20 protein-coding genes, 1 tRNA gene and 1 rRNA gene are annotated in these 22,177 nt (G+C 52.1%); 6 read left to right on the plus strand and 16 right to left on the minus strand.

The features are described 5' to 3' along the window. Positions 1-24: 24 nt before the first annotated feature. From J6J28_RS12585 to serB, 5 genes are read right to left on the minus strand one after another with little or no spacing between them, the layout of a single operon-like run. Positions 25-765: an ABC transporter ATP-binding protein gene (locus J6J28_RS12585; RefSeq protein WP_301722196.1), complete on the minus strand. Its 741-nt coding sequence runs from the start codon at positions 763-765 to the stop codon at positions 25-27. Further along, the gene (locus tag J6J28_RS12590; RefSeq protein WP_301722197.1) at positions 762-1,715 is read right to left on the minus strand and encodes a FecCD family ABC transporter permease; all 954 of its coding nucleotides are present in this window, start codon (positions 1,713-1,715) and stop codon (positions 762-764) included. Before J6J28_RS12590 ends, J6J28_RS12585 begins: the two co-directional genes overlap by 4 nt. Continuing rightward, positions 1,702-2,484, minus strand: a complete 783-nt coding sequence (locus J6J28_RS12595) for a substrate-binding domain-containing protein (RefSeq protein ID WP_301722198.1) — start codon at positions 2,482-2,484, stop codon at positions 1,702-1,704. The genes J6J28_RS12590 and J6J28_RS12595 overlap by 14 nt, the downstream gene beginning before the upstream one ends. Next, positions 2,484-3,845, minus strand: a complete 1,362-nt coding sequence (radA, locus tag J6J28_RS12600) for a DNA repair protein RadA (protein WP_301722199.1) — start codon at positions 3,843-3,845, stop codon at positions 2,484-2,486. Before radA ends, J6J28_RS12595 begins: the two co-directional genes overlap by 1 nt. 1 nt (position 3,846) lies before the next feature. Further along, positions 3,847-4,518, minus strand: a complete 672-nt coding sequence (serB, locus tag J6J28_RS12605) for a phosphoserine phosphatase SerB (protein WP_301722200.1) — start codon at positions 4,516-4,518, stop codon at positions 3,847-3,849. A gap of 41 nt (positions 4,519-4,559) precedes the next feature. On the opposite strand from serB, the gene J6J28_RS12610 reads away from it, so the two are divergent. Then, a complete protein-coding gene (locus J6J28_RS12610; protein WP_301722201.1) occupies positions 4,560-5,135 on the plus strand; it encodes a hypothetical protein in 576 nt (191 codons plus the stop codon). Here J6J28_RS12610 and J6J28_RS12615 read toward each other — a convergent pair. Continuing rightward, on the minus strand, positions 5,095-5,892 hold the full coding sequence (locus tag J6J28_RS12615) for a TatD family hydrolase (protein WP_301722202.1): 798 nt from the start codon (positions 5,890-5,892) through the stop codon (positions 5,095-5,097). The two genes, J6J28_RS12610 and J6J28_RS12615, sit on opposite strands and share 41 nt — an antisense overlap. 15 nt (positions 5,893-5,907) lie before the next feature. Continuing rightward, positions 5,908-7,497 carry a peptide chain release factor 3 gene (gene prfC / locus J6J28_RS12620; RefSeq protein WP_301722203.1) on the minus strand — a complete coding sequence of 530 codons (1,590 nt, stop codon included), beginning with the start codon at positions 7,495-7,497 and terminating at the stop codon, positions 5,908-5,910. 171 nt (positions 7,498-7,668) lie between these two features. On the opposite strand from prfC, the gene J6J28_RS12625 reads away from it, so the two are divergent. Then, a complete protein-coding gene (locus J6J28_RS12625) occupies positions 7,669-10,131 on the plus strand; it encodes a S8 family serine peptidase (protein WP_301722204.1) in 2,463 nt (820 codons plus the stop codon). A gap of 20 nt (positions 10,132-10,151) precedes the next feature. Here J6J28_RS12625 and deoD read toward each other — a convergent pair whose 3' ends face one another. From deoD to J6J28_RS12650, 5 genes are read right to left on the minus strand one after another with little or no spacing between them, the layout of a single operon-like run. Continuing rightward, positions 10,152-10,859, minus strand: coding sequence for a purine-nucleoside phosphorylase (gene deoD / locus J6J28_RS12630; protein ID WP_301722205.1), 708 nt, complete (start codon positions 10,857-10,859; stop codon positions 10,152-10,154). Positions 10,860-10,875: 16 nt separating this feature from the next. Beyond that, on the minus strand, positions 10,876-12,102 hold the full coding sequence (locus J6J28_RS12635) for a phosphopentomutase (protein ID WP_301722206.1): 1,227 nt from the start codon (positions 12,100-12,102) through the stop codon (positions 10,876-10,878). 1 nt (position 12,103) lies between these two features. Continuing rightward, the gene (deoA, locus tag J6J28_RS12640) at positions 12,104-13,444 is read right to left on the minus strand and encodes a thymidine phosphorylase (protein ID WP_301722207.1); all 1,341 of its coding nucleotides are present in this window, start codon (positions 13,442-13,444) and stop codon (positions 12,104-12,106) included. After that, positions 13,444-14,220 carry a deoxyribose-phosphate aldolase gene (gene deoC, locus J6J28_RS12645; RefSeq protein ID WP_301722208.1) on the minus strand — a complete coding sequence of 259 codons (777 nt, stop codon included), beginning with the start codon at positions 14,218-14,220 and terminating at the stop codon, positions 13,444-13,446. Before deoC ends, deoA begins: the two co-directional genes overlap by 1 nt. After that, on the minus strand, positions 14,220-14,648 hold the full coding sequence (locus tag J6J28_RS12650; protein ID WP_301722210.1) for a cytidine deaminase: 429 nt from the start codon (positions 14,646-14,648) through the stop codon (positions 14,220-14,222). Before J6J28_RS12650 ends, deoC begins: the two co-directional genes overlap by 1 nt. 179 nt (positions 14,649-14,827) lie before the next feature. On the opposite strand from J6J28_RS12650, the gene J6J28_RS12655 reads away from it, so the two are divergent. Together J6J28_RS12655 and J6J28_RS12660 are read left to right on the plus strand one after the other, a co-directional pair. Next, on the plus strand, positions 14,828-15,037 hold the full coding sequence (locus J6J28_RS12655; protein ID WP_301722211.1) for a YgaP family membrane protein: 210 nt from the start codon (positions 14,828-14,830) through the stop codon (positions 15,035-15,037). Positions 15,038-15,053: 16 nt separating this feature from the next. Then, positions 15,054-15,365 carry an ArsR/SmtB family transcription factor gene (locus J6J28_RS12660; protein WP_301722212.1) on the plus strand — a complete coding sequence of 104 codons (312 nt, stop codon included), beginning with the start codon at positions 15,054-15,056 and terminating at the stop codon, positions 15,363-15,365. Between the two features lie 6 nt (positions 15,366-15,371). Here the strand turns inward: J6J28_RS12660 and rimI are convergent, their stop codons facing one another. The 3 genes from rimI to J6J28_RS12675 form a co-directional block, all read right to left on the minus strand. Next, positions 15,372-15,809: a ribosomal protein S18-alanine N-acetyltransferase gene (gene rimI, locus J6J28_RS12665; RefSeq protein WP_301722213.1), complete on the minus strand. Its 438-nt coding sequence runs from the start codon at positions 15,807-15,809 to the stop codon at positions 15,372-15,374. After that, positions 15,802-16,194, minus strand: a complete 393-nt coding sequence (locus J6J28_RS12670) for a hypothetical protein (RefSeq protein WP_301722214.1) — start codon at positions 16,192-16,194, stop codon at positions 15,802-15,804. Before J6J28_RS12670 ends, rimI begins: the two co-directional genes overlap by 8 nt. Before the next feature lie 37 nt (positions 16,195-16,231). Further along, positions 16,232-16,308, minus strand: a tRNA-Trp gene (locus tag J6J28_RS12675). 156 nt (positions 16,309-16,464) lie between these two features. Here J6J28_RS12675 and J6J28_RS12680 point away from each other — a divergent pair. Together J6J28_RS12680 and J6J28_RS12685 are read left to right on the plus strand one after the other, a co-directional pair. After that, complete coding sequence (locus J6J28_RS12680) at positions 16,465-18,240, plus strand: autotransporter assembly complex protein TamA (RefSeq protein ID WP_301722215.1); 1,776 nt, start codon at positions 16,465-16,467, stop codon at positions 18,238-18,240. After that, the gene (locus tag J6J28_RS12685; RefSeq protein WP_301722216.1) at positions 18,237-21,731 is read left to right on the plus strand and encodes a translocation/assembly module TamB domain-containing protein; all 3,495 of its coding nucleotides are present in this window, start codon (positions 18,237-18,239) and stop codon (positions 21,729-21,731) included. Before J6J28_RS12680 ends, J6J28_RS12685 begins: the two co-directional genes overlap by 4 nt. Positions 21,732-21,858: 127 nt before the next feature. Here J6J28_RS12685 and rrf read toward each other — a convergent pair. Continuing rightward, a 5S ribosomal RNA gene (rrf, locus tag J6J28_RS12690) occupies positions 21,859-21,973 on the minus strand. Positions 21,974-22,177 lie beyond the last annotated feature (204 nt).

The following is a 22,177-nucleotide window of genomic DNA, read 5'->3' on the forward strand; positions in this document are numbered from 1 at the left end:
GCAGCGTCGATACAGCCGGCCCACCTAAGATAATAAACTGGGTAGCAGCGTCACGCCCTCGTCCGTACATAGCCAGCGCGCTTTAATCTTATAGGCTTGCGCCAGGTTTGCGTCGGTCAAGACCGCGGCCGGTGCTCCCTCAGCTAGAAGGCGCCCCTTATCAATTAACACCAACCGGTCACAATACCGAGCCGCAAGACCTAGATCATGGAGAGCCAATGTCACCAATTTGCCACGGTCGGCTTGCGCACGCAGTACCGCCATAACTTGGAGTTGATAATAGAGATCCAGACTGGTCGTAGGTTCATCACAAAGCAGCCAGTTATGATCACCTAATAAAGCCCGCGCAATATGCACCCGACGCTGCTCTCCGCCCGAGAGTTTATCCAGGGTGCGCTCCAGCAATGCATGAATCTGCAAAGTCTCAACGACACGATTCAGCTCTTTGCCAGGACAGCTTAAATGCAAATTCACCAGACCGGCCTGCAGGAAGTGGTCCACTCGTATTCCACCCTCAGCAACCGGTGTCTGGGGTAAATAGCCAAGTAGTTGGCGGCGCTCATAAGCACTGATTTGGGTGAGATCACGTTGCTGGTACGTCAGTTGTCCTGCGTCTGGCTCAAGCACACCGCAAAGTAACTGCAACAAGGTGCTTTTTCCGGCGCCATTGGCGCCCAGGATACCGACAAGCTCACCCGGCTGCGCAGCAAAGCTTACCTCCTGCAGCCGGGTTGAATGGCCTAGACGTTCCACTTTCAAAGTCATGCGCGCGCCTGCCTCATCAACAGATACACTAGCCAGGGAGCGCCAATAAAGGCGGCAACAACACCTAACTGTAACTCTACGGTGGTGGGAACCAGCTTCACCACAGCGTCAATAAGAAGTAATAGAGCACCGCCGCCCAGCCCACTCAACACCATGAGCTGCGGCGGCCTGTTCTCACCGAGCAGGCGAGCAAGATGTGGTGCCAGTAACCCGACAAAGCTGATCACCCCCGCAGTAACAACGGAAGCAGAAATTAATAAGGTTACGCTGGCTAACACCCACCAGGCCGACCAGTTTTGTCGGAAGCCCAGGCTCGCCAACGTCTGCTGGTCGAAGATGTGGGCATTAATAAAGTTGCGTTGCCAGTACAACAACCCAAAAGCAAGCACCATACTTGGTACCAGCAAATATATTTGCTCCCAGCCACGATTTGCAACTGAGCCCAGCAACCACAGGCTCCACTCCAGATAGGCGAAAGGATTGGGGGCAAGATTCAATACCAGCGCCAGCAGCGCTCCACAAAATGATGCTACCGCTACCCCGGCCAGAATTAAGCGCAAACCGCTGGTATGGCCGCCAGCGATCAGCCACAAGGCGATCAAGCTGAGCAAGCCGCCCAGCATGCCAACCACCGGCAGTAATCCGCTCAGCGGCAAGGTCAAGCCCGAGTACAATACCACGACAATGGCCAGTGCACTGCCACCTGCGATCCCGGTAATACCGGGTTCCGCCAGAGGATTTCGAAACATGACCTGAAGCACCGCGCCTGCGGTGCCTAAGGCGATTCCGTTGAGCAGCGCCAGTAGCGCGCGCGGTAAGCGGATATCGAATAAGATTGTCGACGCTGCAGCACCGAGGTAATCGTAGCCCCAGCCACTGCTCCCCATCATCATATGCAGCCCTAACAAGGCAACACAGACCATCGCCAATAACAGGCTAACGCGCAGCATCTGGTAGTCCCTCTGCAGGAGCTGGGTTCGCGTCCTGTTGCCGGCTTAACTGTTGCAAATAATCGAGCGCCCGGGTGGCTGCACAACTTGCAACCTGGCCGTCGACCTCAATGACCCGACGCTGAATCAGCCAGTCTTGTAGCCCGTCGTGCCAGAGCCAATCCTGAGCGCGGGCATACTCCGTTGAAAAGCCCTCGAGAATCACAGTGTCAGGCTCACTTTGCAGCACCTGTTCAAGGTTTAAACGCACTAAATCACCGGAGCCTGAAAGCGGCGATAATTGCAGCTGGTGCTGCTGCAGCAGCTGATAAATCCAGCTTTGTCCGCCCCAGGTAAAACCATTGGGCATCAGGATCAACGTGTTTCCCAAACTACGTAAGTCATAGCTTGCCAATGCTGCTTCCTGGCGTGCAAGCCACTGCTCGGCCTGATACTTCTGCTCCAGCTCTAACCCCAGCTGCAGCACTGCCTCACGCCAGGCGGACCAGTCGGCGACGTAGGGCACGGTCGTCAGCTGCACCCGCTCCTGTAACGCCAGCCGCAGTTGCCGTCCGACAAAGCTGCCGGCAACAACATAATCGGGTTTCAGCGCCACGATCTGCTCCAGCCGGTTGCCATGTTCCGTCGATGGGACCACCTGCCATGCCGGCGCCAGCCACTGCGGCAACCAGTCATCAAAGCATGGGTTAATACTCACCACGCGTTGCCCGGCGTGCGCCGAGCCGAACCACATGACTGTAACCGCAAATGTTGCCAGCAAAGTTCGCATTAGATGGCTTCTAATGCTTGCTGTAAGTTTTTAACTGCAGTCACCTGCATGCCCGCAATCGCCTCTTTGGGTTTGTTACCAATAGGCACGATGGCACGGGTAAACCCATGCTTGGCGGCTTCGTTGAGTCGCGCCTGGCCATTTTGCACCGGCCGTATTTCTCCAGCCAGCCCCACTTCACCAAAGACAATCAGTTCCCGCGGCAAAGGCTGCTCGCGAAAGCTGGAGACAATAGCAAGAAGCAGCGCTAAATCAGCGCCCGTTTCTGTGACCCGCACGCCACCAACGACGTTGACGAAGACGTCCTGATCGGACATGTGCAGGCCACCATGGCGATGCAGTACCGCCAGCAACATCGCTAACCGGGTGGCTTCAGTACCTACCGCAACGCGCCGTGGATTCGCCAGCTGGCTGGCATCAACAAGAGCTTGCAGCTCAACCAGTAGCGGTCGTGTTCCTTCCCAAATCACCATCACCACGGAGCCGTTGCCATGCTCCTCACCGCGTTGCAAAAAGATCGCGGACGGGTTGCTAACCTCTTTTAGCCCCTGACCCGTCATGGCAAAGACGCCCAGTTCATTGGCCGGACCAAAGCGATTTTTATTGCCGCGTAGGGTTCGAAAGCGTGAGTCGGCAGTTCCTTCAAGTAGAATCGAGGCATCGATACAGTGCTCAAGCACTTTAGGACCGGCCAGAGAGCCGTCTTTGGTCACATGTCCCACCATAATGATGGCAACACCTTTTTGTTTGGCATACCGCGTCAGGTAGGCAGCCGATTCCCGCACCTGTGCGACGCTGCCAGGAGCTGACTGAATATCGGCAAGATGCATCACCTGAATAGAGTCGATGACCATGACTCTGGGCTGTTCCTTGTCAGCCAGATCACAAATGGTCTCCACCGAAGTTTCTGCAAGCATTCGCAAGCGATCGGTCGGCAACCCTAAGCGCTGAGCCCGCAATGCGACTTGCTGCAATGATTCCTCACCGGTGACGTACAGAGTTTGCATCTGCGCCGCCAGCTGGCACATCGTCTGCAACAACAGCGTACTCTTACCGGCACCAGGCGAGCCGCCAATTAAGATCGCCGAACCTGGCACAATACCACCGCCCAGAACCCGGTCAAATTCTTTGTAGGTGCTGCTAAAGCGTGGTAAATCCTGTAAATCGACTTCACCTAAGGTTTGCACTTGCGCCTGCGTTGAACCGGCAAAGCCACGACGCTCGACGCTCACCGTCTTAGCACTGGCTAAGCGAACTTCAGTCAGTGAATTCCATGCTTTACATTCTGTGCATTGGCCCAGCCAACGCACGAAATCCGCGCCACATTCATTGCATACGTATGCTGTTTTTGCCTTTGCCATTCTAATGGGTCTCGCTCGTACGTGATTTCATTGTTTCCAGATAGTTCGCCAGCTGCATCAGGTCAGGCTCCTGGATGCACCAGTCGGCCACCTCTTGCAAGGCTGGCTTTGCGCAATAAGCTATGCCGAGGCCAGCAGCCTGCAACATGGCTTTATCGTTCGCACCGTCGCCAACAGCAATGGTATTACTCATAGGCAGCTGCCAGCGTTGCGCCAGCGTATGCAAATAATCGGCTTTACTCTGACCATCGACAATCGGCTCAGCCACAGTACCAGTCAGACAGTGTTGCTGCCATTGCAGCTGATTCGCTTTATGAGCATCAAGCTTGAGCGCTTCAGCCACTTGTCCGCTGAACCAGGTGAAGCCGCCAGAAACCAGTGCAGTGCGCCAGCCTCGCTGCTGGAACCAGGCAATTAAAGCTTGCGCGCCGACGGAAAACGGAATCGGCTCAAGTAATTGCTGTAACTGCCGCTCATGCACCCCTGCCAGTAACTTCACCCGGGCCCGCAAGCTTTCGGCAAAATCAAGCTCACCCCGCATCGCAGCTTCAGTCACTGCACTGACCTGCTGTTTTTTTCCCACTAATGCGGCAAGTTCATCGATACACTCAATCGTGATGAGTGTAGAATCCATATCAAATAAAACGATGCCGGGGGCGTCAATGTCGACCATTTTTGTTGCTCTTCCAGGGTTGCTCAGCGTATAGTTTTGTTATGACAACAGCACAACATGTTATCAATATCATCAAGCTTGTCTATCGTCGCGGCCGCCGCCTGCTTGCCGCAGTGCTGCTCATTGTCTTGATCGAGAACCTCTGGGGGACGATGCAAGAAACGAGTTTGGCGGAGTTGCAGTCACATAGCCAGCAACTTATCGAGCTTACTGCAACTCAAGCTGCAAATGAGGCGCGTTACTGGCTCATCGAAAATGATCAGACCAAGCTACAAAATCTGGTCGACAACCTGACCCGGCATCCGTTGATTGATTACAGCGCTGTTTATGATAGCTATGGCCGGCCTATGGTGCGGGCAGAAGCAAGCAGTGTCCCGCAACCCGAGTCGACACACAATGCCTTTGTGCTGGTTGAAGAAGTCCGCGAAGAAAAGCTTGTTCATGGCTATCTGCACATTGGCATCAATCAACCGATGCTGCTCGCTGAACCGCTGTCGGTTCATCAATACCTCAGCTATTACGGTCAGTTCCTGCTGCTGTTTGCGGTCCTGGCCGGTGTACTTATCACACTCACCTTCAACAAGTGGCGTTATCGTCGTCTGCGTCTAAAGGAATAAGCTCACAGCTTGTTTGCCAAAGCTGTCGCGCAATAACATCTTTATCCTCATCGCGCAGCTCAGCCAGTGACGCTATCACGTCAGCAACATGGCAGGGCTCGTTGCGCTCCCCCTGATAACCGCAGACAGGCATATCCGGAGCGTCGGTTTCAAGCACCAGCGCATCCAGCGGACTGTCTTTTAACGCGGCTCGGGTTTTCTTCGCTCGCGAGTAGGTGATGGTGCCGCCAACACCTAATTTAAAGCCTTTACTAATCCAATCCTGGGCTTGCTCAGGGCTGCCGCTGAACGCGTGCAAAATACCTTTTTGATCCGGTAAGTCATCCAGATAGGGCTTTAAATAGTGCAGTAAATCACTTTGTGACTTACGGTGGTGGAGGATCACGGGGCGCTGGTACTTAACGGCCAGCTCGACCTGCTGCACGAACAGGTCGCACTGCTGGTCCCAGTCGGGACAGGTTCGATCCAGACCAATTTCACCGACCCAATACCCAGCGTGTTCCTGCAACTGCTGCTCGACCCAGTCGAGATCTTCGTTGTTGTGGTCAGCGATAAAGTAGGGATGTAAACCGACGGCATAGAAGAGCTGGACACCGGCCATCGTCTGCGGTCGAACGCGTGGCGTGTCGCGGCAAGTGCCGGGGATAAATATTGAGCGTACGCCCTGCTCATAGGCGCGTTTGACAACCTCTTCGCGGTCTTCGTCAAAGACCTCAAAATCTAAATGACAGTGCGTGTCGAAGAGGTTGTACGCCATAATGTCCTTCGCTGGTTAATGTTCCCGCGTATGGTGGAAGTCGATATCCGGGTAACGTTCCGTTGCCAAGTTTAAATTTACCATGGTCGGTGCGATGTAGGTCAGATTATCCCCGCCATCCAGCGCCAGATTAGCCTCAGCCTTACGCCGGAATTCGTCGAGTTTGCGTTCGCTGTCAGACGTTACCCAGCGTGCCGTTGCCACATTAATATTTTCATACACTGCATCAACGTTGTATTCAGATCTGAGGCGGTGCACAACCACATCGAACTGCAGTACACCTACAGCACCGACGATCAAATCGTTGTTCGACAAAGGTCGGAAAACCTGCACCGCGCCTTCTTCAGAAAGCTGCACTAAGCCTTTCAGGAGCTGTTTCTGTTTCAGCGGATCTTTTAAGCGGATGCGGCGGAACAGTTCCGGCGCAAAGTTTGGAATTCCGCTGAACTTAAATTTCTCGCCGCCGGTAAAGGTGTCGCCGATTTGAATCGTACCGTGGTTATGTAAGCCAATGATATCCCCCGGATAAGCCTCTTCAACATGCTCCCGATCTCCGGCAAGAAAGGTTAGAGCATCAGCAATGCGCACATCTTTGCCAAGTCGTACCTGATGCATTTTCATGCCCTTCTCGTACTTGCCTGAGACGATCCGCATAAAGGCCACACGGTCACGGTGACGTGGGTCCATGTTCGCCTGGATCTTAAAGACAAAACCGGAAAACTCCGGACGTGCCGCAGGAACAGCCTCGCCGGTATCGGTTTCCCGCGCCAGCGGCTTCGGCGCCCACTGCACCAGGCCATCAAGCATGTGATCGACACCAAAATTACCTAAGGCTGTACCAAAATAGACAGGCGTCAACTCACCGGCTAAAAACATTTCCAGATCAAAATCATTTGAAGCGCCCTGTACCAGCTCAATTTGCTCACGCAACTCGGCAGCGTATTCGCCGAGGCGTTTATCCAATTCCGGGTTATCCAGACCTTTTATGACTTCTCGTTCCTGGATGCGGTGTCCCTGCCCGGTTTTGTACAAAATGACTTCGTCATCGAGTAAGTGATAGACACCCTTGAAGCCTTTGCCTGAGCCAATCGGCCAGGTGATCGGCGCGCACATGATATTCAGTACGCTTTCAACTTCATCGAGCAGCTCAAGGGGATCGCGAATATCGCGGTCCAGTTTATTCATAAAGGTAATGATGGGCGTATCGCGCAAACGGGTGACTTCCATCAGCTTAATGGTGCGATCCTCGACACCTTTGGCGCCATCAATCACCATCAGACACGAATCCACCGCCGTTAGAGTACGGTAGGTATCCTCGGAAAAGTCTTCGTGACCTGGGGTATCCAGCAGGTTCACCAACGCCTCACGGTAAGGAAACTGCATGACAGAGGTCGTCACGGAGATTCCCCGCTCTTTTTCCATTTCCATCCAATCCGATTTGGCGTGCTGGCCTGATTTCTTGCCCTTTACGGTACCTGCCTTCTGCAGGCGTTGTCCGTGTAGTAAGACTTTTTCGGTAATGGTAGTTTTACCCGCATCCGGATGCGAGATAATGGCAAAGGTTCGGCGTTTAGCCACTTCTTTTGCGATTGCAGATTGCGACATCAATTCTATCCTTCTGAGCTAACCCGCGCATTGTCGCTGATCCAACCCTAAAACTCCAGTCACCACCTTCGTTAACACTTAAAAATGGGGGGATTACCCCTATATTCTTATGCCACTCGAGCATGCCAGTCTGAAGGAGCAAATTTAATCAACCACTACAGGACTATAACCATGCTAAATAAAACTAAACTTTCTAGTCTTACTCTGGCGCTTGCCGTGTCGCTATCGACCAGCGCTGGCATCGCAAAAACCTTCGATCCTGATTTGCGCACTATCATTAATCAGGCGGATGACGCCACTTTACACGCGGTCATTGTTACCTTTGAACAATCCGAAGCCCCCTCAGCAAGTCAGGTTGCGTTTCTCGAGCAACTTGGTCTGAACGGTGTGGTACTCAAAGAGTTACCCATGGCAGGCGTGTTAGCCACTCGTGCGCAAATTGAGACCATCTACCAACGTGAAGATGTTCGTTCGGTCTGGCACAACGACCCGCTTTCACTTGAAAACGGCGATGCAACAGCTATCACCGGCGTGCAGAATCTTCGTGCCGACACAAGTTTACGCAACAACGGCATTCCATTTTCTGGGCGCGGCATTGGTGTCGTCATTAACGATTCTGGCGTAGACGGTACGCACGGTGATTTGATGTACCCACAGCACGTTGTTCAGAATGTCCTTGCGCAGGTTAACCTGAACAGCTTAAGCGGAATGCTACCCATCACCTATCAGGAAAACGTCGCCAATACCGACATCCTTGGCGGTCATGGAACTCATGTCGCCGGCACCGTTGGCGGCAGTGGTAGTATGAGCAACGGCGAGCATACCGGTGTTGCGCCAGGCGCTTCACTGATTGGCTACGGCTCTGGTGCAGGACTATTCATTCTAGATACCCTTGGTGGCTTTGACTACGCCCTGCATAATCAGTTTACCTACAATATCCGCGTGATTTCGAACTCCTTTGGCAACACGGGCGATGTCGGCACTGACTTTAATCCTGACGATCCAACCAATGTCGCCACCAAGAAGCTCGCCGATAATGGTGTCATCACCGTATTTTCTGCTGGTAACTCCGGTCCTGGTGAGTCAACCATCACTGGTAACTTCAAAAAAGCACCTTGGGTCATTACCGTCGCTGCCGGCGACAAAAGCGGTAAACTTGCGGACTTTAGTTCGCGCGGTGTCGATGGCAAATCCGGACAAGTGGAAGTAGATGGGGAAACCTATACCTGGGAAGACCGTCCTACCATTACTGCACCTGGCGTTGATATCATCTCCGCGCGCGCATCACTGTCGAGCTTAGGCGGCTTAAGTGCGCAGCAAGACGCTGAAGAGATTCCACCAGAGCAGTTGGCGTACTATACCATTTCAAGTGGTACCTCCATGGCTGCACCTCATGTTTCTGGTGTTGTTGCATTAATACTCGAAGCGAATCCGAACCTGCAATGGCAGCAGGTGAAAAGTATTATTCAGGATACCGCCACAGTCATGCCAGGCCGCGATTCGTGGGAAGCTGGAGCAGGTTATATCAATGCTCATGCCGCGGTAAAAGCAGCAGTCGCCGGATCTGAAAGTTTCGGTGATACCGTCAAACAAAATCGTTCGTTCAATGCCAATACTGAACTCTCCGAAGGCGATAGTTTCACGCGTACTGTCGAGTACTTTCCAGTCGGTACCACCGCTTCAGAAACCTTCGTTGTCGATGAAAAAGCTACGCTGGTACTTGCCAGTGCGCAAATTGAATCGGGCACCGCCTTTGTGCTTGAAGACCCGCAAGGTAATCAATACGGTTCAGGCATCGGACTTCCTGTGCTTGGTTCCTCAGTAGGTGTATCGGCACCAGCTATGGCGGGTACCTGGAAGGTTTACGCGCGCGGTATTGGTTCAGTCAGCGGTTTATCACTCGATCCATTAGGCGTGACCAACGGTATTGGTCTGCCGGTACCCACCGAAGTTTCCATCCGCACCGTTGAATCAGCAGGTATTGAAGGTATCGATGACACATTTAATCATCCTGCCCGCGCGTTTATCGAATTGGCGATCAATGAGCGTCTGATGGACGCTCGTTCAGGCGGTTTCTCTCCTGATGCGCCGCTGAGCAAGCTTGAGTTTGCTGATGCGTTGTCGCTAAGCGGTCTGCTGCGACAGTCGCAGCAAGGCGCAACGCAACACTATGTTGACACCTTCGGCACCAGTGCAGCCTTTGCCAACGCCGCCAGTGCAACCAATGCAGCTTTACTCGGCGGAGCAGATTCCACAGCAGCACTGGTTGAGGCCAACTCAGCACAATGGTTTGGTGCCGGAGACAACGTCTCACGCGTCGAGGTGGCTTTCGCGCTGGTACAAGCATTAGGCCTGGAAGAACTTGCTGCAAGCTTTGATCCGGAGCAACCGATTCAGGTCACTCGCTTCGACCAAATTATCGAGCTTGAAGATAGCTTCACAATCCCTGCCGACAAGCGCGGACATGTTCAACTTGCACTCAATTTAGGCCTCGCCCAAGTCGAGTTAGATGTCGAACAAGGCGCCTTTGATCTGACGCCACAACTAAGCGCGTCGTTTGGTCCACAACAGGTGGTTACGCGTGCGGAGCTGGCTCGTGATTTAAGTCAGTTGTTACAACGTATCGGTAACTAAGACGATGCAGCGCTGGTGGGTCAGCCCACCAGCGCATTTAAAGTAATTTCAATCATTGTCGAGAAACCAGCCTCACGTTCTTGTGGCGTGAGCTGGGTCTGATGGATGAGGTTATCCGAGACAGTCAGTACGGTTAACGCCTGAGCCCGATGACGAGCTGCCGCAGCATATAATCCCGCTGACTCCATCTCAACAGCAAGAATTCCCATCTGCTGCAGCGTCTTTAGTTGCTCAGGTGCAGAGCCATAAAAATGGTCCGTCGAAAAAACTGAGCCTACCGCAACAGGTAATGCCTGAGTATCGACATAGTTAAGGAGCTTTTGCAGTAACCTTGGTGACGCTGCCGAGCTGTAGTCCATTCCGGCAAACTGCCTGCGATTCATGTTTGAGTCGGTACTGGCACTATGGGCGACAATGACATCATTCAGTTTCAACGACTCATGAATCGCGCCACAACTACCGACCCGAACCAGCCGCTTCACCCCGAAAGACTCCATCAACTCAGTACTGTATAGCACACAAGATGGCATCCCCATGCCGGTACCCATAACTGAAATGGGCTGTCCCTTATAGTGTCCGGTAAACCCTAACATATTCCTGACGCTGGTAACGCAGGTGACGTCTTCAAGAAAGGTTTCGGCGATGAACTTGGCCCGTAAAGGATCGCCAGGTAATAGACAGGTCGCAGCAAAAGCATCGCTCGGGGCACTGATATGAGGGGTTGTCAAAATGTTCGTCCTTGCCTCAGAATTTATGGGGAAGCATAGAAGTACCATAATCCATAGCGTCAAGCTCGAGCAGCTCAGCAATACTTTGACCTATGTCAGCAAAGGTTTCTCGTTTGCCTAAATTAACAGCAGGTAAGTTCTTACCGTAGATGAGCACCGGAACAAACTCACGGGTATGCTCGGTTCCGTGCCAGGTTGGGTCACAACCATGGTCCGCAGTCAGGATCAGCACATCATCTTCGTCCAGTGCCGCCAGAATCTTCGGCAACAGTGCATCAAAGGTCTCCAGGGCCCGGGCGTAGCCAGCGACATCACGGCGATGGCCATAAAGGGTGTCAAAGTCGACCAGGTTAGTGAAAATAAGGCTACGTTGCGGCGCGCTGCCGAGTACTTCAATGGTCTTGGCAACCAGCGCTTCTAAACCATCAGCTTTGTGTGCTTCAGTGATGCCCTGCTGCGCGAAAATATCCGCTATTTTGCCAATACTGATCACCTGTCCGCCCGCATCTTTTAGCTTGTCGAGAACCGTCGGTGCAGGCGGCGGAACGGCATAATCACGGCGATTCGCTGTGCGGAAGAAGCCTTGCTCAGCATTACCGGCAAAGGGGCGAGCGATGACCCGGCCAATGTTATAGGGTTCGAGTAACTCGCGCACACACTCACACAAGCGGTACAGTCGCTCTAAGCCAAAGGTCTCTTCATGACAGGCGATCTGAAATACGGAGTCCGCTGAGGTATAGACGATAGGTTTGCCAGAAACGCAATGTTCAGCACCCAACTCTTTAATAATTTCCGTTCCTGAGGCATGACAGTTACCAAGATAACCGGGTAACTCCATGTTGCTGACCATACGCTGAAGCAGATCTTGCGGGAATGAGTCCTGTTTTTCGACAAAGTAGCCCCAGTCAAACAGCACTGGAACGCCGGCCATCTCCCAATGCCCTGATGGTGTATCTTTGCCAGACGAGAGCTCCTGTGCCCAGCCGTGGCGGCCCAGGCAATTAGCATCGGGCTCGATGCCATCCGGGTAGCGCCCGGTTGCTCCGTGACTAACTTCGGCCAGTCCCAGGCGAACTAAATTGGGAACGTGGAGAGGCCCACTGCGTCCTTCTTCAGCAGCACCTGCTGCACAAAGCTCAGCGATGTGACCAAAGGTGTCGGCACCTTCATCGTTAAATTTCTCTGCATCATCTGCCGCGCCGACACCAAACGAATCAAGAACCATCACCACTGCACGCGTCATCTCACGAGTCTCCTATGCGTTCATATACTGCTGGCGGCAACTGCTTAACTTTATCTGCAAAAGTGAAGGCCTCACGGACGGTCTCTGCAGCCTCTTCCCAGCTATTCTGGTCAGCTGCGTAAATTCTTGCCAACGGGGTCTGCTCATCGATCTCTGTCCCGAGTCCAATAACCTCATCCAGGCCCACACTATAATCGAGCTCATCTTCGCTGCGACGGCGTCCACCACCGAGTGCGACGACCGCCATACCGACCTGACGAGTATCAATATGGCTGACAATATTGCCCGCAGCACGTTGTTCAGGGGTCGCATAGACCGGCGCTGATACTGCCGCTAAAGGCAAATGCGTCTGGTAATTTTCAAGCATGTCATGCGGCCCGCCCAATGCAGACACCATTTGCGCAAATTTCTCTGCGGCAGCGCCATTGGCGAGTACCGTCTCGACTTTTTTTTCTGCAGCCACTGTGGTTTGTGCAAGGCCACCTAATAGAAGCATTTCAGCGGCAAGAGCAACCGTCACCTGGTGCAGCTGGGGCGCACGTAGATCGCCTGTTAAGTAGCGAATGGCTTCCCGTACTTCAACAGCATTACCTGCTGAGTGAGACAGTACCTGATTCATATCGGTGATCAGGGCACTGGTGGCCAGGCCCGCGCCCTGCGACACTTGCACCAAACTGTTTGCCAGCTCCTGCGCCGCACTTACGGTGGGCATAATTGCACCGTTGCCAGCTTTGACATCGAGCACCAGTCCATCAAGCCCGGCGGCAAGTTTTTTCGACAAAATAGAGGCCGTGATCAAAGGTATCGACTCTACAGTGGCTGTGACATCACGGGTCGCATAAAAGCGCTTATCCGCTGGAGCCAGGCTACCGGTCTGGCCAATGATCGCCACGCCCACCTCTTGCACCACCTCCCGGAATTTTTGATCACTTGGCAATGCCTGGTAATTTGGGATCGCACTCATTTTATCCAAAGTACCGCCAGTGTGCCCCAGGCCGCGACCTGAGATCATTGGCACATAACCACCGCATGCGGCGATAATAGGTCCCAGCATCAAACTGACGACATCGCCGACACCGCCAGTAGAATGCTTGTCCAGTACCGGTCCGTTAAGGCCTGCGTCCTGCCATTGCAGAACCTGACCGGAGTCGCGCATCGCGGTGGTTAAGAACACCCGCTCTGCCATGCTCATGCCCTGAAAAAAAACCGCCATGGCAAACGCCGAGATTTGGCTTTCGGAAATCGACAGGTCGGTTAAGCCACGTACGAAAAACTCAATTTCCGCCTGACTAAGGGCAATGCCATCGCGCTTCTTGCGAATAATTTCTTGCGGTAAAAACATTAATAACTCGTCCCTGATTGATTGCTCGACGTCGTACCATCAAGCATAGACTGCAGGTTCACCAGTAGTCCACTGGCACCAAATCTGAAGGTGGCAGGCGCGAGGAAATCACGCCCGACAATGTCCTCTGCGAGCTGCAAATAACTTTGCGCGTCGGCCGCGGTGCGCACCCCTCCTGCGGCTTTAAATCCGCAATGCCCACCGGTGTCGGCGATGGCCGTTAACATTTCACGCGCAGCTTCCAGAGTGGCGTTGACGACAACTTTGCCAGTGGACGTTTTTATAAAATCAGCGCCGGCTTCGATGGCCAGCAGACTGGCCGAGCGAATGACACTGGGTTGCTGCAACACACCGGTTTCAAGGATCACCTTTAAAGTAGCCCGCTGGCCACAGCGCGCTTTACAGCTCTGGATTAACTCGCGGGCAAGCTTTTCGTTACCCGCAAGATACTGCTGATAAGGAAACACCACATCGACTTCGTCAGCACCGGCAAACACAGCTCGCTCGGTCTCATCCGCGGCTCGTTCGGCTGCATCATACCCCCCGGGGAAATTGGTCACTGTAGCAATTTTTACGGTCTTTAAGCCTAGCTGCTGACACTGATACCTGGCCCAGACCACGTGTTCTGGATAAACGCAAAGTGCGGCCGGACTTCCATAAGGCGTCTTTGCGCTTTCGCAAAGCTTACGAATATCCTCAGGGGTGTCCTGAAGATTTAAAGAGGTTAAATCCATGAGTTGGATTGCCATTTTGGCTGCTGTTGTTAAATCAATCATCAAACTTTGTTCCGATAAGCACCACTGTCAAATTCAAACGCCTCTGGCAGCAGATCAGCAACGCGCCACTGCCGGAATTGCCGTTCACTTGTCGAGGAGACCTGCGTGTCGCCACTCAGGAACTCTGCTAGCACCTGGCGACAGGCTCCACAAGGCGCATAAGCTTTCTCGCCAGGAGTGTAGATCACCACAGTTTCCATGTCGGAGGCTTGATAACCCTGAGCAAGGGCACTGAAGATCGCTGTACGCTCAGCACAGTTGGATAAACCATAGGAGACGTTCTCTACATTACAGCCGCGGATGACATCACCATTACGCATCATAATAGCAGCGCCCACGGGAAAGTTACTGTAAGGAGCGTAAGCCTTTTCACTGGCTTGCTTTGCATGTTGTCGAAGTACTTCGACCTGTTCCGTTTGCTTAGTCATACTGTTGCATTCTTGTTCTATGGCAGGATAGCTTACTCTTTTGCCCCCTTTAAGCCAAGTCGAGACGCCACCAGCAGAGGAGTGTAATCTGCCATAGCGCACAGAAAAGTGGACAAATCGTAGCGGCCGATATATATTTTAGATAACTCTAAATTAGATTGCTCTTAAAAGGATTCCCTATGAGCGTTGAACGTGCATTAACAGCTTTCGCCGGCTTTATGATACTCTTATCGGTCGCTTTAACTGTATGGGTTCACCCAAATTTTGTTTGGTTGACCGTATTTATCGGCGCTAACCTGTTTCAACAATCATTTACAGGTTTTTGCCCTGCAAGTATTGCTTTACGTAAGCTTTTTGATTTAAAAACTGAGCGAGAGCTAGCGAAATAGGAAACAGGACGCATTAATGACAACGCAAACCATTGAAGAAATGCAACAAGATGAAGCGCAAAATGCCGCTACCTTTTTACGTTCCATTGCCAATGAACACCGACTTCAAATTCTTTGCCACCTTGCCAGTGGCGAGCAAAGTGTTGGTGAGCTCAACCGTCATTTCCCGTTAAGTGCGTCGGCGTTTTCCCAACACCTGGCTGTGTTGCGTCAGCAAGAACTGGTTAAGTTTCGTAAAGAGGCGCAAACCATTTATTACTCTATAAAAGACCAGGACACATTGAAATTCATGCAATTACTTAAGACCAAGTTCTGTCCGGATTACTAACGGCGGTCACGCTCCAGATTGCCAGTTCATAAGAATGGCATCCTCGCGACCACCGTTAAGTGGGTAGTAATTTTTTCGCCTTCCTGCAATGGTGAATCCGCTTCGTGCATACAACCCCAGCGCGGTTTGATTCGACGCACGAACCTCTAACCAGAGTATTGCCTGTCTATTGGATGCTAGCGTCTGCAGATGCTGAATCAGCCGGCCACCAATGCCCTGTCCCTGAGCATCAGGATGCACCGCGATGTCCATCAAGGTGATTTCGTCATGAACCCTCTGCAGAATATAAAAGCCTCTTAAGCATTCTTCCCCATCGAACCACCCATAAACCTCATAATTTTCAGTGAAGCTATCGCGCAGCATAGACTCTGTCCAGGGATGCACGTGACTTAGCTGCTCGATTGTGAAGAGTTCAGGTTGATAGCAAGTGAGCGGTTTAATCATGAAGGGCCGAAATACGGGTCCATAAGTCACGCTTTTGGGTGGCGCTTAATTCCGCATTCAGGGTCTCTGGAAGATTCAGCTGCAACAGATCCGCACTATGCTCGACTGTCGATGCCGAGACTTCTGTTGGGCGTTGTTCAACAGTGGGTGCGAGCGTCCGGAAAACGTCCTGCAGCCAAGTAGGAAGCTGCACGGGAAGAGGCTCGGTTGATATCAGTAACCAGTTTTTGAGCTTATAGAAATAGGAAGAACTGTTCTTATCTGCAACAGCCGGTGCTGCTTTGGGCTGCCAAACAGGAATATTTAATGCCGCCAGAGCTTCACACTGAGCTTTTGTCCAGAGTGGAAAATCTGCTTCTGATGATGATGTGGATGCTTCGTTCATGAAGACCAGCTTAATCAATTTCGGACAAACTTGGAAGTGGCAGGGGTGGAGGGATTCGAACCCCCAACCGTCGGTTTTGGAGACCGCTGTTCTACCAATTGGAACTACACCCCTGCAATACAGACCCCGAATTATACTGTCCACTTGCAGGCTGGCAAGTCTTTTATCTAACTTTACTAACCGCTTGCGGTTTTTTTCACCGATTTATCTGGATTGCTTTGATATACTCGAACTAATATTAGTTTTAAACATGGATTAAGGTGGGAAAGGATGACGATAGGCCGATTGGGCTGGCTGCTGGTTGTATTGGCCAGTTGCTGGGTCTGGCAACCTTTAGCCGCTCAGCAGTCACAACGAGACTCAACGACTTTAAAGGTGACCTTTGAAGGCGTTGAGGGAGAGCTTGCGAACAACGTTCGCAGCTATCTCGAGTTGCTTCAGTTTAACGGTAAGCAAACACCGGCATCATTCCGGTTGCGTTACCTTGCCCGCCGCGGCGATACCTCTATCCGTCAAGCTTTAGAGCCCTTCGGTTATTATCACTCTGAGGTCAACCACGACATCACCACCGGGCCAGAACAAACTTATGTACGTTATTCTATTGTACTAGGGCCCCCCACGGTGATCGGTGAGATTGATTTCGAGCTCAGCGGCGCCGCAGCGCAAGACCCCGCTTTTCGACGTGTTCGCAATGAGCTCCCGATTACCGAAGGTGAGGTGTTGCAGCACAGCCAGTACGAGCGCAGTAAAAGTTTATTACGCAGCGCCGCCGCCGAACGTGGTTATTATGACGCACGCTTTACCGAGCAAACCCTAAAGGTCGAGCTTAACGAGAAAAGCGCAATCATCACCTTACATTTTGACAGCGGCCCACGTTATCGTTTTGGCGATGTGTCCATTTGCTGTAACCATCTCAACAGCGATTTCTTAATGCGCTACTTTCAGTTTTCCGAAGGCGATAGCTTCCATACTCGTGATTTACTGGATCTGCAGGTTGCTCTGGCCGGCTCTGATTATTTTGAGAATGTTGAAGTCGCCCCGCTCTGGAACGAAGCTACCGACGAGCAGGTCCCGATTTCGGTCAGGGTTACCCCGAATAAGCGTGATCAATATCAAATAGGGCCCGGTTACGGTACCGACACGGGCGCGCGGCTCACACTTGGCTTCAACCGACGTTGGGTGAATGACCGGGGCCACCGCTTGAATAGCATTGTTCGACTCTCGGAAGTACAGAATACCGGCTTCGTGGATTACATTATTCCCGGTGAGAATCCGGCCCGCGATCAGTACAGTATTACCGGTGAGATTCTTGATAGAAGGTACGAAGATATCGACTCCACACTTTACCGCGCGAGTGTCCGTGATAACCGTCACTACGACAATTGGCAACGTACCTTCGAGCTTGGCTATCAACGGGAAGATTTCCGCTTTGGTACTGGTGAACGGCAAACTTCAAACTTTTTAGTTCCCAGCGCTGAGTTCAGCCTGGTTTCCTCTGAAACCGATGCCGAAAATCGCAATCTGGTGGATCAAGGCTATCGCGTCAGCGCTCGGCTCCAGGGAGCCAGTAACGCTGTACTTTCAGATGCAACCTTCCTCTCCCTGACACTTAGTGGAAAAGCGGTGTACTCCTTTAATGAGAAATGGCGATTTTTAGCTCGCGGAGAAGTTGGGGCCATTGCAACATCGGACTTCGAGCGACTGTCACCCTCATTACGGTTCTTTGCCGGCGGCGATCATAGCGTCCGTGGCTACGCCTATCAGCAATTAGGGCCGGCCAATGCTGAGGGCGTTATCACCGGGGGCCAGTATCTTGGCGTGGCCAGCGCAGAAGTGGACTACCTGGTTGCACCTAAGTGGAGAATCGCACTGTTTTCCGACTTTGGTAATACGGGCATGGAATGGTCGATGCCCTGGCGTCAGACCATCGGCATTGGCGGCCGCTGGCTATCACCTATTGGTCCGGTTCGCCTGGATATCGCACAAGCGATAGACGAACCGGGGCGCCCCTGGCGTTTGCATTTAACCATAGGACCTGATTTATGAAGTGGCTGAAAGGTCTGGCAATTACCATTGTTGCACTGTTTGTTATTGTGCCGGCTGGCGTGCTTATTCTTGTAGGCACCACACCCGGCTCGCAGTGGACCACCAAACTAGCTCTTAATTACGTGTTTGGAGAAACCACTACCGAGGTAAGCTACGAACAATTTGAAGGTCGCCTGCTTGATAATTTAACGCTCCGGGGCGTCCGTCTTGAGAACGACGGCATGCTTCTGGAAGTAGAATCCATCGGTGTAAGCTGGACGCCACTGTCCTTGCTTGATCAACAGCTTATCATCGATGAGTTGCAGCTAGGTGAACTCCGCATCAGCCAAAAGCCCTCGGCAGCAACAGCTACTTCTGCACCGCTTGTATTACCCGATTTACGCTTCCCTATTAGCGTCAAAGTCAACCGGTTAGCTCTGGATAAAGCCTGGCTAATTGCTGCCAACGCCAACGCGCCGCAACTGTTAGTCAGCCAAATCAACGCCCAAGTGCGCTGGTTGAGCGGCGAGCTGACTATCCGAGAGCTAGAGATTGCCCGGGGCGAATCTTTTGTGCGTGGCTCAGCCGCATTAACTACCGCAGAGGATTATCCCCTTTCTATCGATGCCGGGTACCAGTGGAAGTTTAAGCAGGATACTTTTGCCGGCGAGAAGCTTGCTATCGACAGTATTTCCGGCTCGCTAAACGTCAAGGGTGCACTTGACGGTGAACCGCTACAAATTGTGAGTCAGTTTCAGGCTGAAAACACCCCAACTCAGCATCTCAGTGCGACAGTATCTGAGCCTCTTACGGATTTGAATTGGTCCGCCCAGCTGCGCCTGAATAAGCTTCCCATACGAGTAGTCGGTGGCCTGATCGAGGATGCTTCGCCCCAGCTGCATCAGTTTATTAATCCGGGTAGCCAACTGTCGAGTAAGCTTGACATCAGCACTAGCACCATCGAGGTGGATAACCTTAGACTTACGGATATAGGCCCTGATAGCGGCGAGTTAACTCTAAACGGCCAATGGCAACACAATAACTTTTCCCGCGATTATATAAAGAGTGTGTTTAACGTGGACCTGAGCTATCAGGCCCTTTCTTTACAACCACTGCTTAGTAATCTCGAGCAAAATGTACTCACCATTACCAATGGGAATTTGAGCGTCAAGGGCTCTCCGGTTGATTATGAATTTTCTGCCACCAACCAGCTTCTCTATCGTATTCAGGAAGCAGAGCAGCCTGTGCGCCAATTCAGTAGCGAGTTAACGACCATTGGCTCAGGTAGTCTTGAGCATCTCGCGATAGAAACCATGAAGGTATCCGGCGATGATCTTAACCTGACTGCCGCAGCAGAAGTCCGGTGGAAACCTGAGTTAGCCGTTCGCGTTGACATCGCTGAGGGAGTTGCAACGCTAAGGAACGAAGCACAATCTACTGCCATCGACCTGTCAGGCGGATTGCGGCTAACCAACGATGTGATAAGCGCTGAGCAACTGGTACTGCAACTTGGTGAGTCGCGATTGCAGCTCAACGGTACGACTGCCGGCCCCAATCAAGTGTCAGGTGAGCTGAGTCTAAATTCTTTACAGCAGCTTCCTGGCATGCCAGCGGCAAGCCAGGAATTAAGAGGGCTTGAACTGGAGTTTGCACTGGCTGCTAACGACCAGCTAAATGAATTCGACCTCTTGGTTAAGCAACTATCCGTCGATACCGAAAGCACCAGTAGCTGGTCAACCAATGCGTCATCCAGCTTTCAGCTTAGCCAACAAGACGGGCTTTGGATGTTAGAGTCAGAATCGCTTTGCCTTCAGCATGATAAGGGGGATTTAGGGACTATCTGCAGCGAATTAGGCTCAGCACCGGACAGCTTTTCCGTTCAGGTTACTGGCGATCAGCTATCCTTACGGCTTATTAATCGGCTTCGTGATCAGGACGTCGCACAAAGGGTTGCGGGGCATGTTGCCCTTAACGCACAAGCTGAATTAGCGCGTGAGAACTTTAAGCTGATCAGTATCAATGCTTCACTGATAAGCAAAGACACGGTGTTCTTCGCATTAGATCAGGAAACAAGTACTGCACTCGAGAGTTGGGAGATTGATGCCGGCGGTGATGCTGACGCTATCGAGGCAAACCTGACAGGTACCTTGAGTGATGAGCAAGGCGGCTTAATCGGCGACTTCATGATTTCTGATCTTTATAATGAACAGAACGTGGAAGGCTCTTTATTATTCCAGTTAGATGACTTGGCCATGCTTGACTGGGTTATTCCTGGCCTACGCTATGAGGGAGGCAAGGCCACGGCATCCTTATCGCTTGGCGGCACACTGACAAGGCCACAGCTTCAGGGAGACATGGAGGTCTACGCGGAAACTGTTGGTTTTGCGCAGACCAATCTGGTCTTCAATCAGGTACGCCTCGCTTTAATCGATAATCCAGAGACTCAGGGTGAACTTGAAATATTAGGTCAGGCGAAGTCGGGTTCTGAAGGCTGGATCTTGCTGGAAGGTGTTGCCATTCCACTGGAGCAAGAGGCTTATTTAGCCATTGAGGGGCGAAACTTTAGAGCCCTGCAATTGCCGACAGCAACTGTCGATATCAGCCCTGATCTTAGAATCCATTTTAAAGACCAGTTGATTGATATCACTGGTACGGTGGATGTGCCCTATGCGCAAATTACCGCGCCCGAATTTGATAACGCGGTAGGCCGCTCTGCTGATGTAGTCGTCACCCGAAGTGGTGAACGCGTTTCTACTGCAGCGAGTAATAACGGTGGAATTCGAGTGCAAGCTGCGGTGCGAGTAAACCTTAGCGACAAGGTCAGCGTTAATGCCTATGGTTTCGAAGGCAAACTTGCGGGCAGCCTGGAACTCATGGAGCAACCGCAGCGTCCAATTACTGCGGTGGGCAGTATCAACGTGACCGAGGGTATTTATACTTTATATGGTCAGGAGCTCGTCATCGATCGAGGTTCCTTCATCTATAATGGTGGGGATATCAGCAATCCCGGTCTGAACCTCCGGGTGAAACGGGATATTAATAGTGGTGCGACAGCACGAAACGTAAGCGTCGGAGCGCAGGTCGGAGGCACGCTGGTGCAGCCTGATTTCCGTTTATTTTCAACTCCGGCAATGCCTGACACCGAGATCCTATCCTACCTCCTGGTCGGGAGAAGTATGCAGTCGGCGACAGCCAGAACAAGCTCAAGCGATTTGGAACTTCAGGCGTTGCTGATGTTGGGAGCCAAAGGTACCGAGGCGCTAGGCAAGTCCGTGCAGGAAACCTTTGGTTTTGATGAGTTCGGCCTGGACTCTGATTCAGCGACACGCGAAACTTCTTTCTATATCGGCAAATACCTTTCGCCTAAATTGTACGTAAAATATGGCATCGGTTTACTGGATACTACCAATACCTTTCTTATCCGCTACCAGCTTACAGAACGGCTGCTCATCGAGAGCATGACCAGTGCCAGCGCCCAAGGTGGTGACATCTTTTACACCCTTGAGAAATAACCACTAAGTCGTCGAGATGAGATCAAACTCTTGTCTGATACGAGGGCATGATTAGCATTATTAGCTACCAAATGACAGGCATAAAAAAAGCCCCCAGCGTTAGCTGAGGGCTTTCTTCTTAATTAAAGCCTGGCGGTGTCCTACTCTCACATGGGGAAGCCCCACACTACCATCGGCGCTGAAGCGTTTCACTACTGAGTTCGGAATGGATCAGGTGGCTCCACTTCGCTATTGCCGCCAGGCATAAACTGTTAAACAACATGAACTTGGCTGATTGTACTAGAGCTTTGCTGCCACTCTGCTTATCGCACGTTGCACCTGGCAACGTGTCACTATTTCGGTAAAGGTTTTCGAACTTATGCAGTTCAAGACAACCCTAAACACCTTCGGTGTTGTATGGTTAAGCCTCACGGGCAATTAGTACGGGTTAGCTCAACGCATTACTA

It is taken from the genome of Pseudidiomarina terrestris, from assembly GCF_030466375.1.
GTDB lineage: Bacteria > Pseudomonadota > Gammaproteobacteria > Enterobacterales > Alteromonadaceae > Pseudidiomarina > Pseudidiomarina terrestris.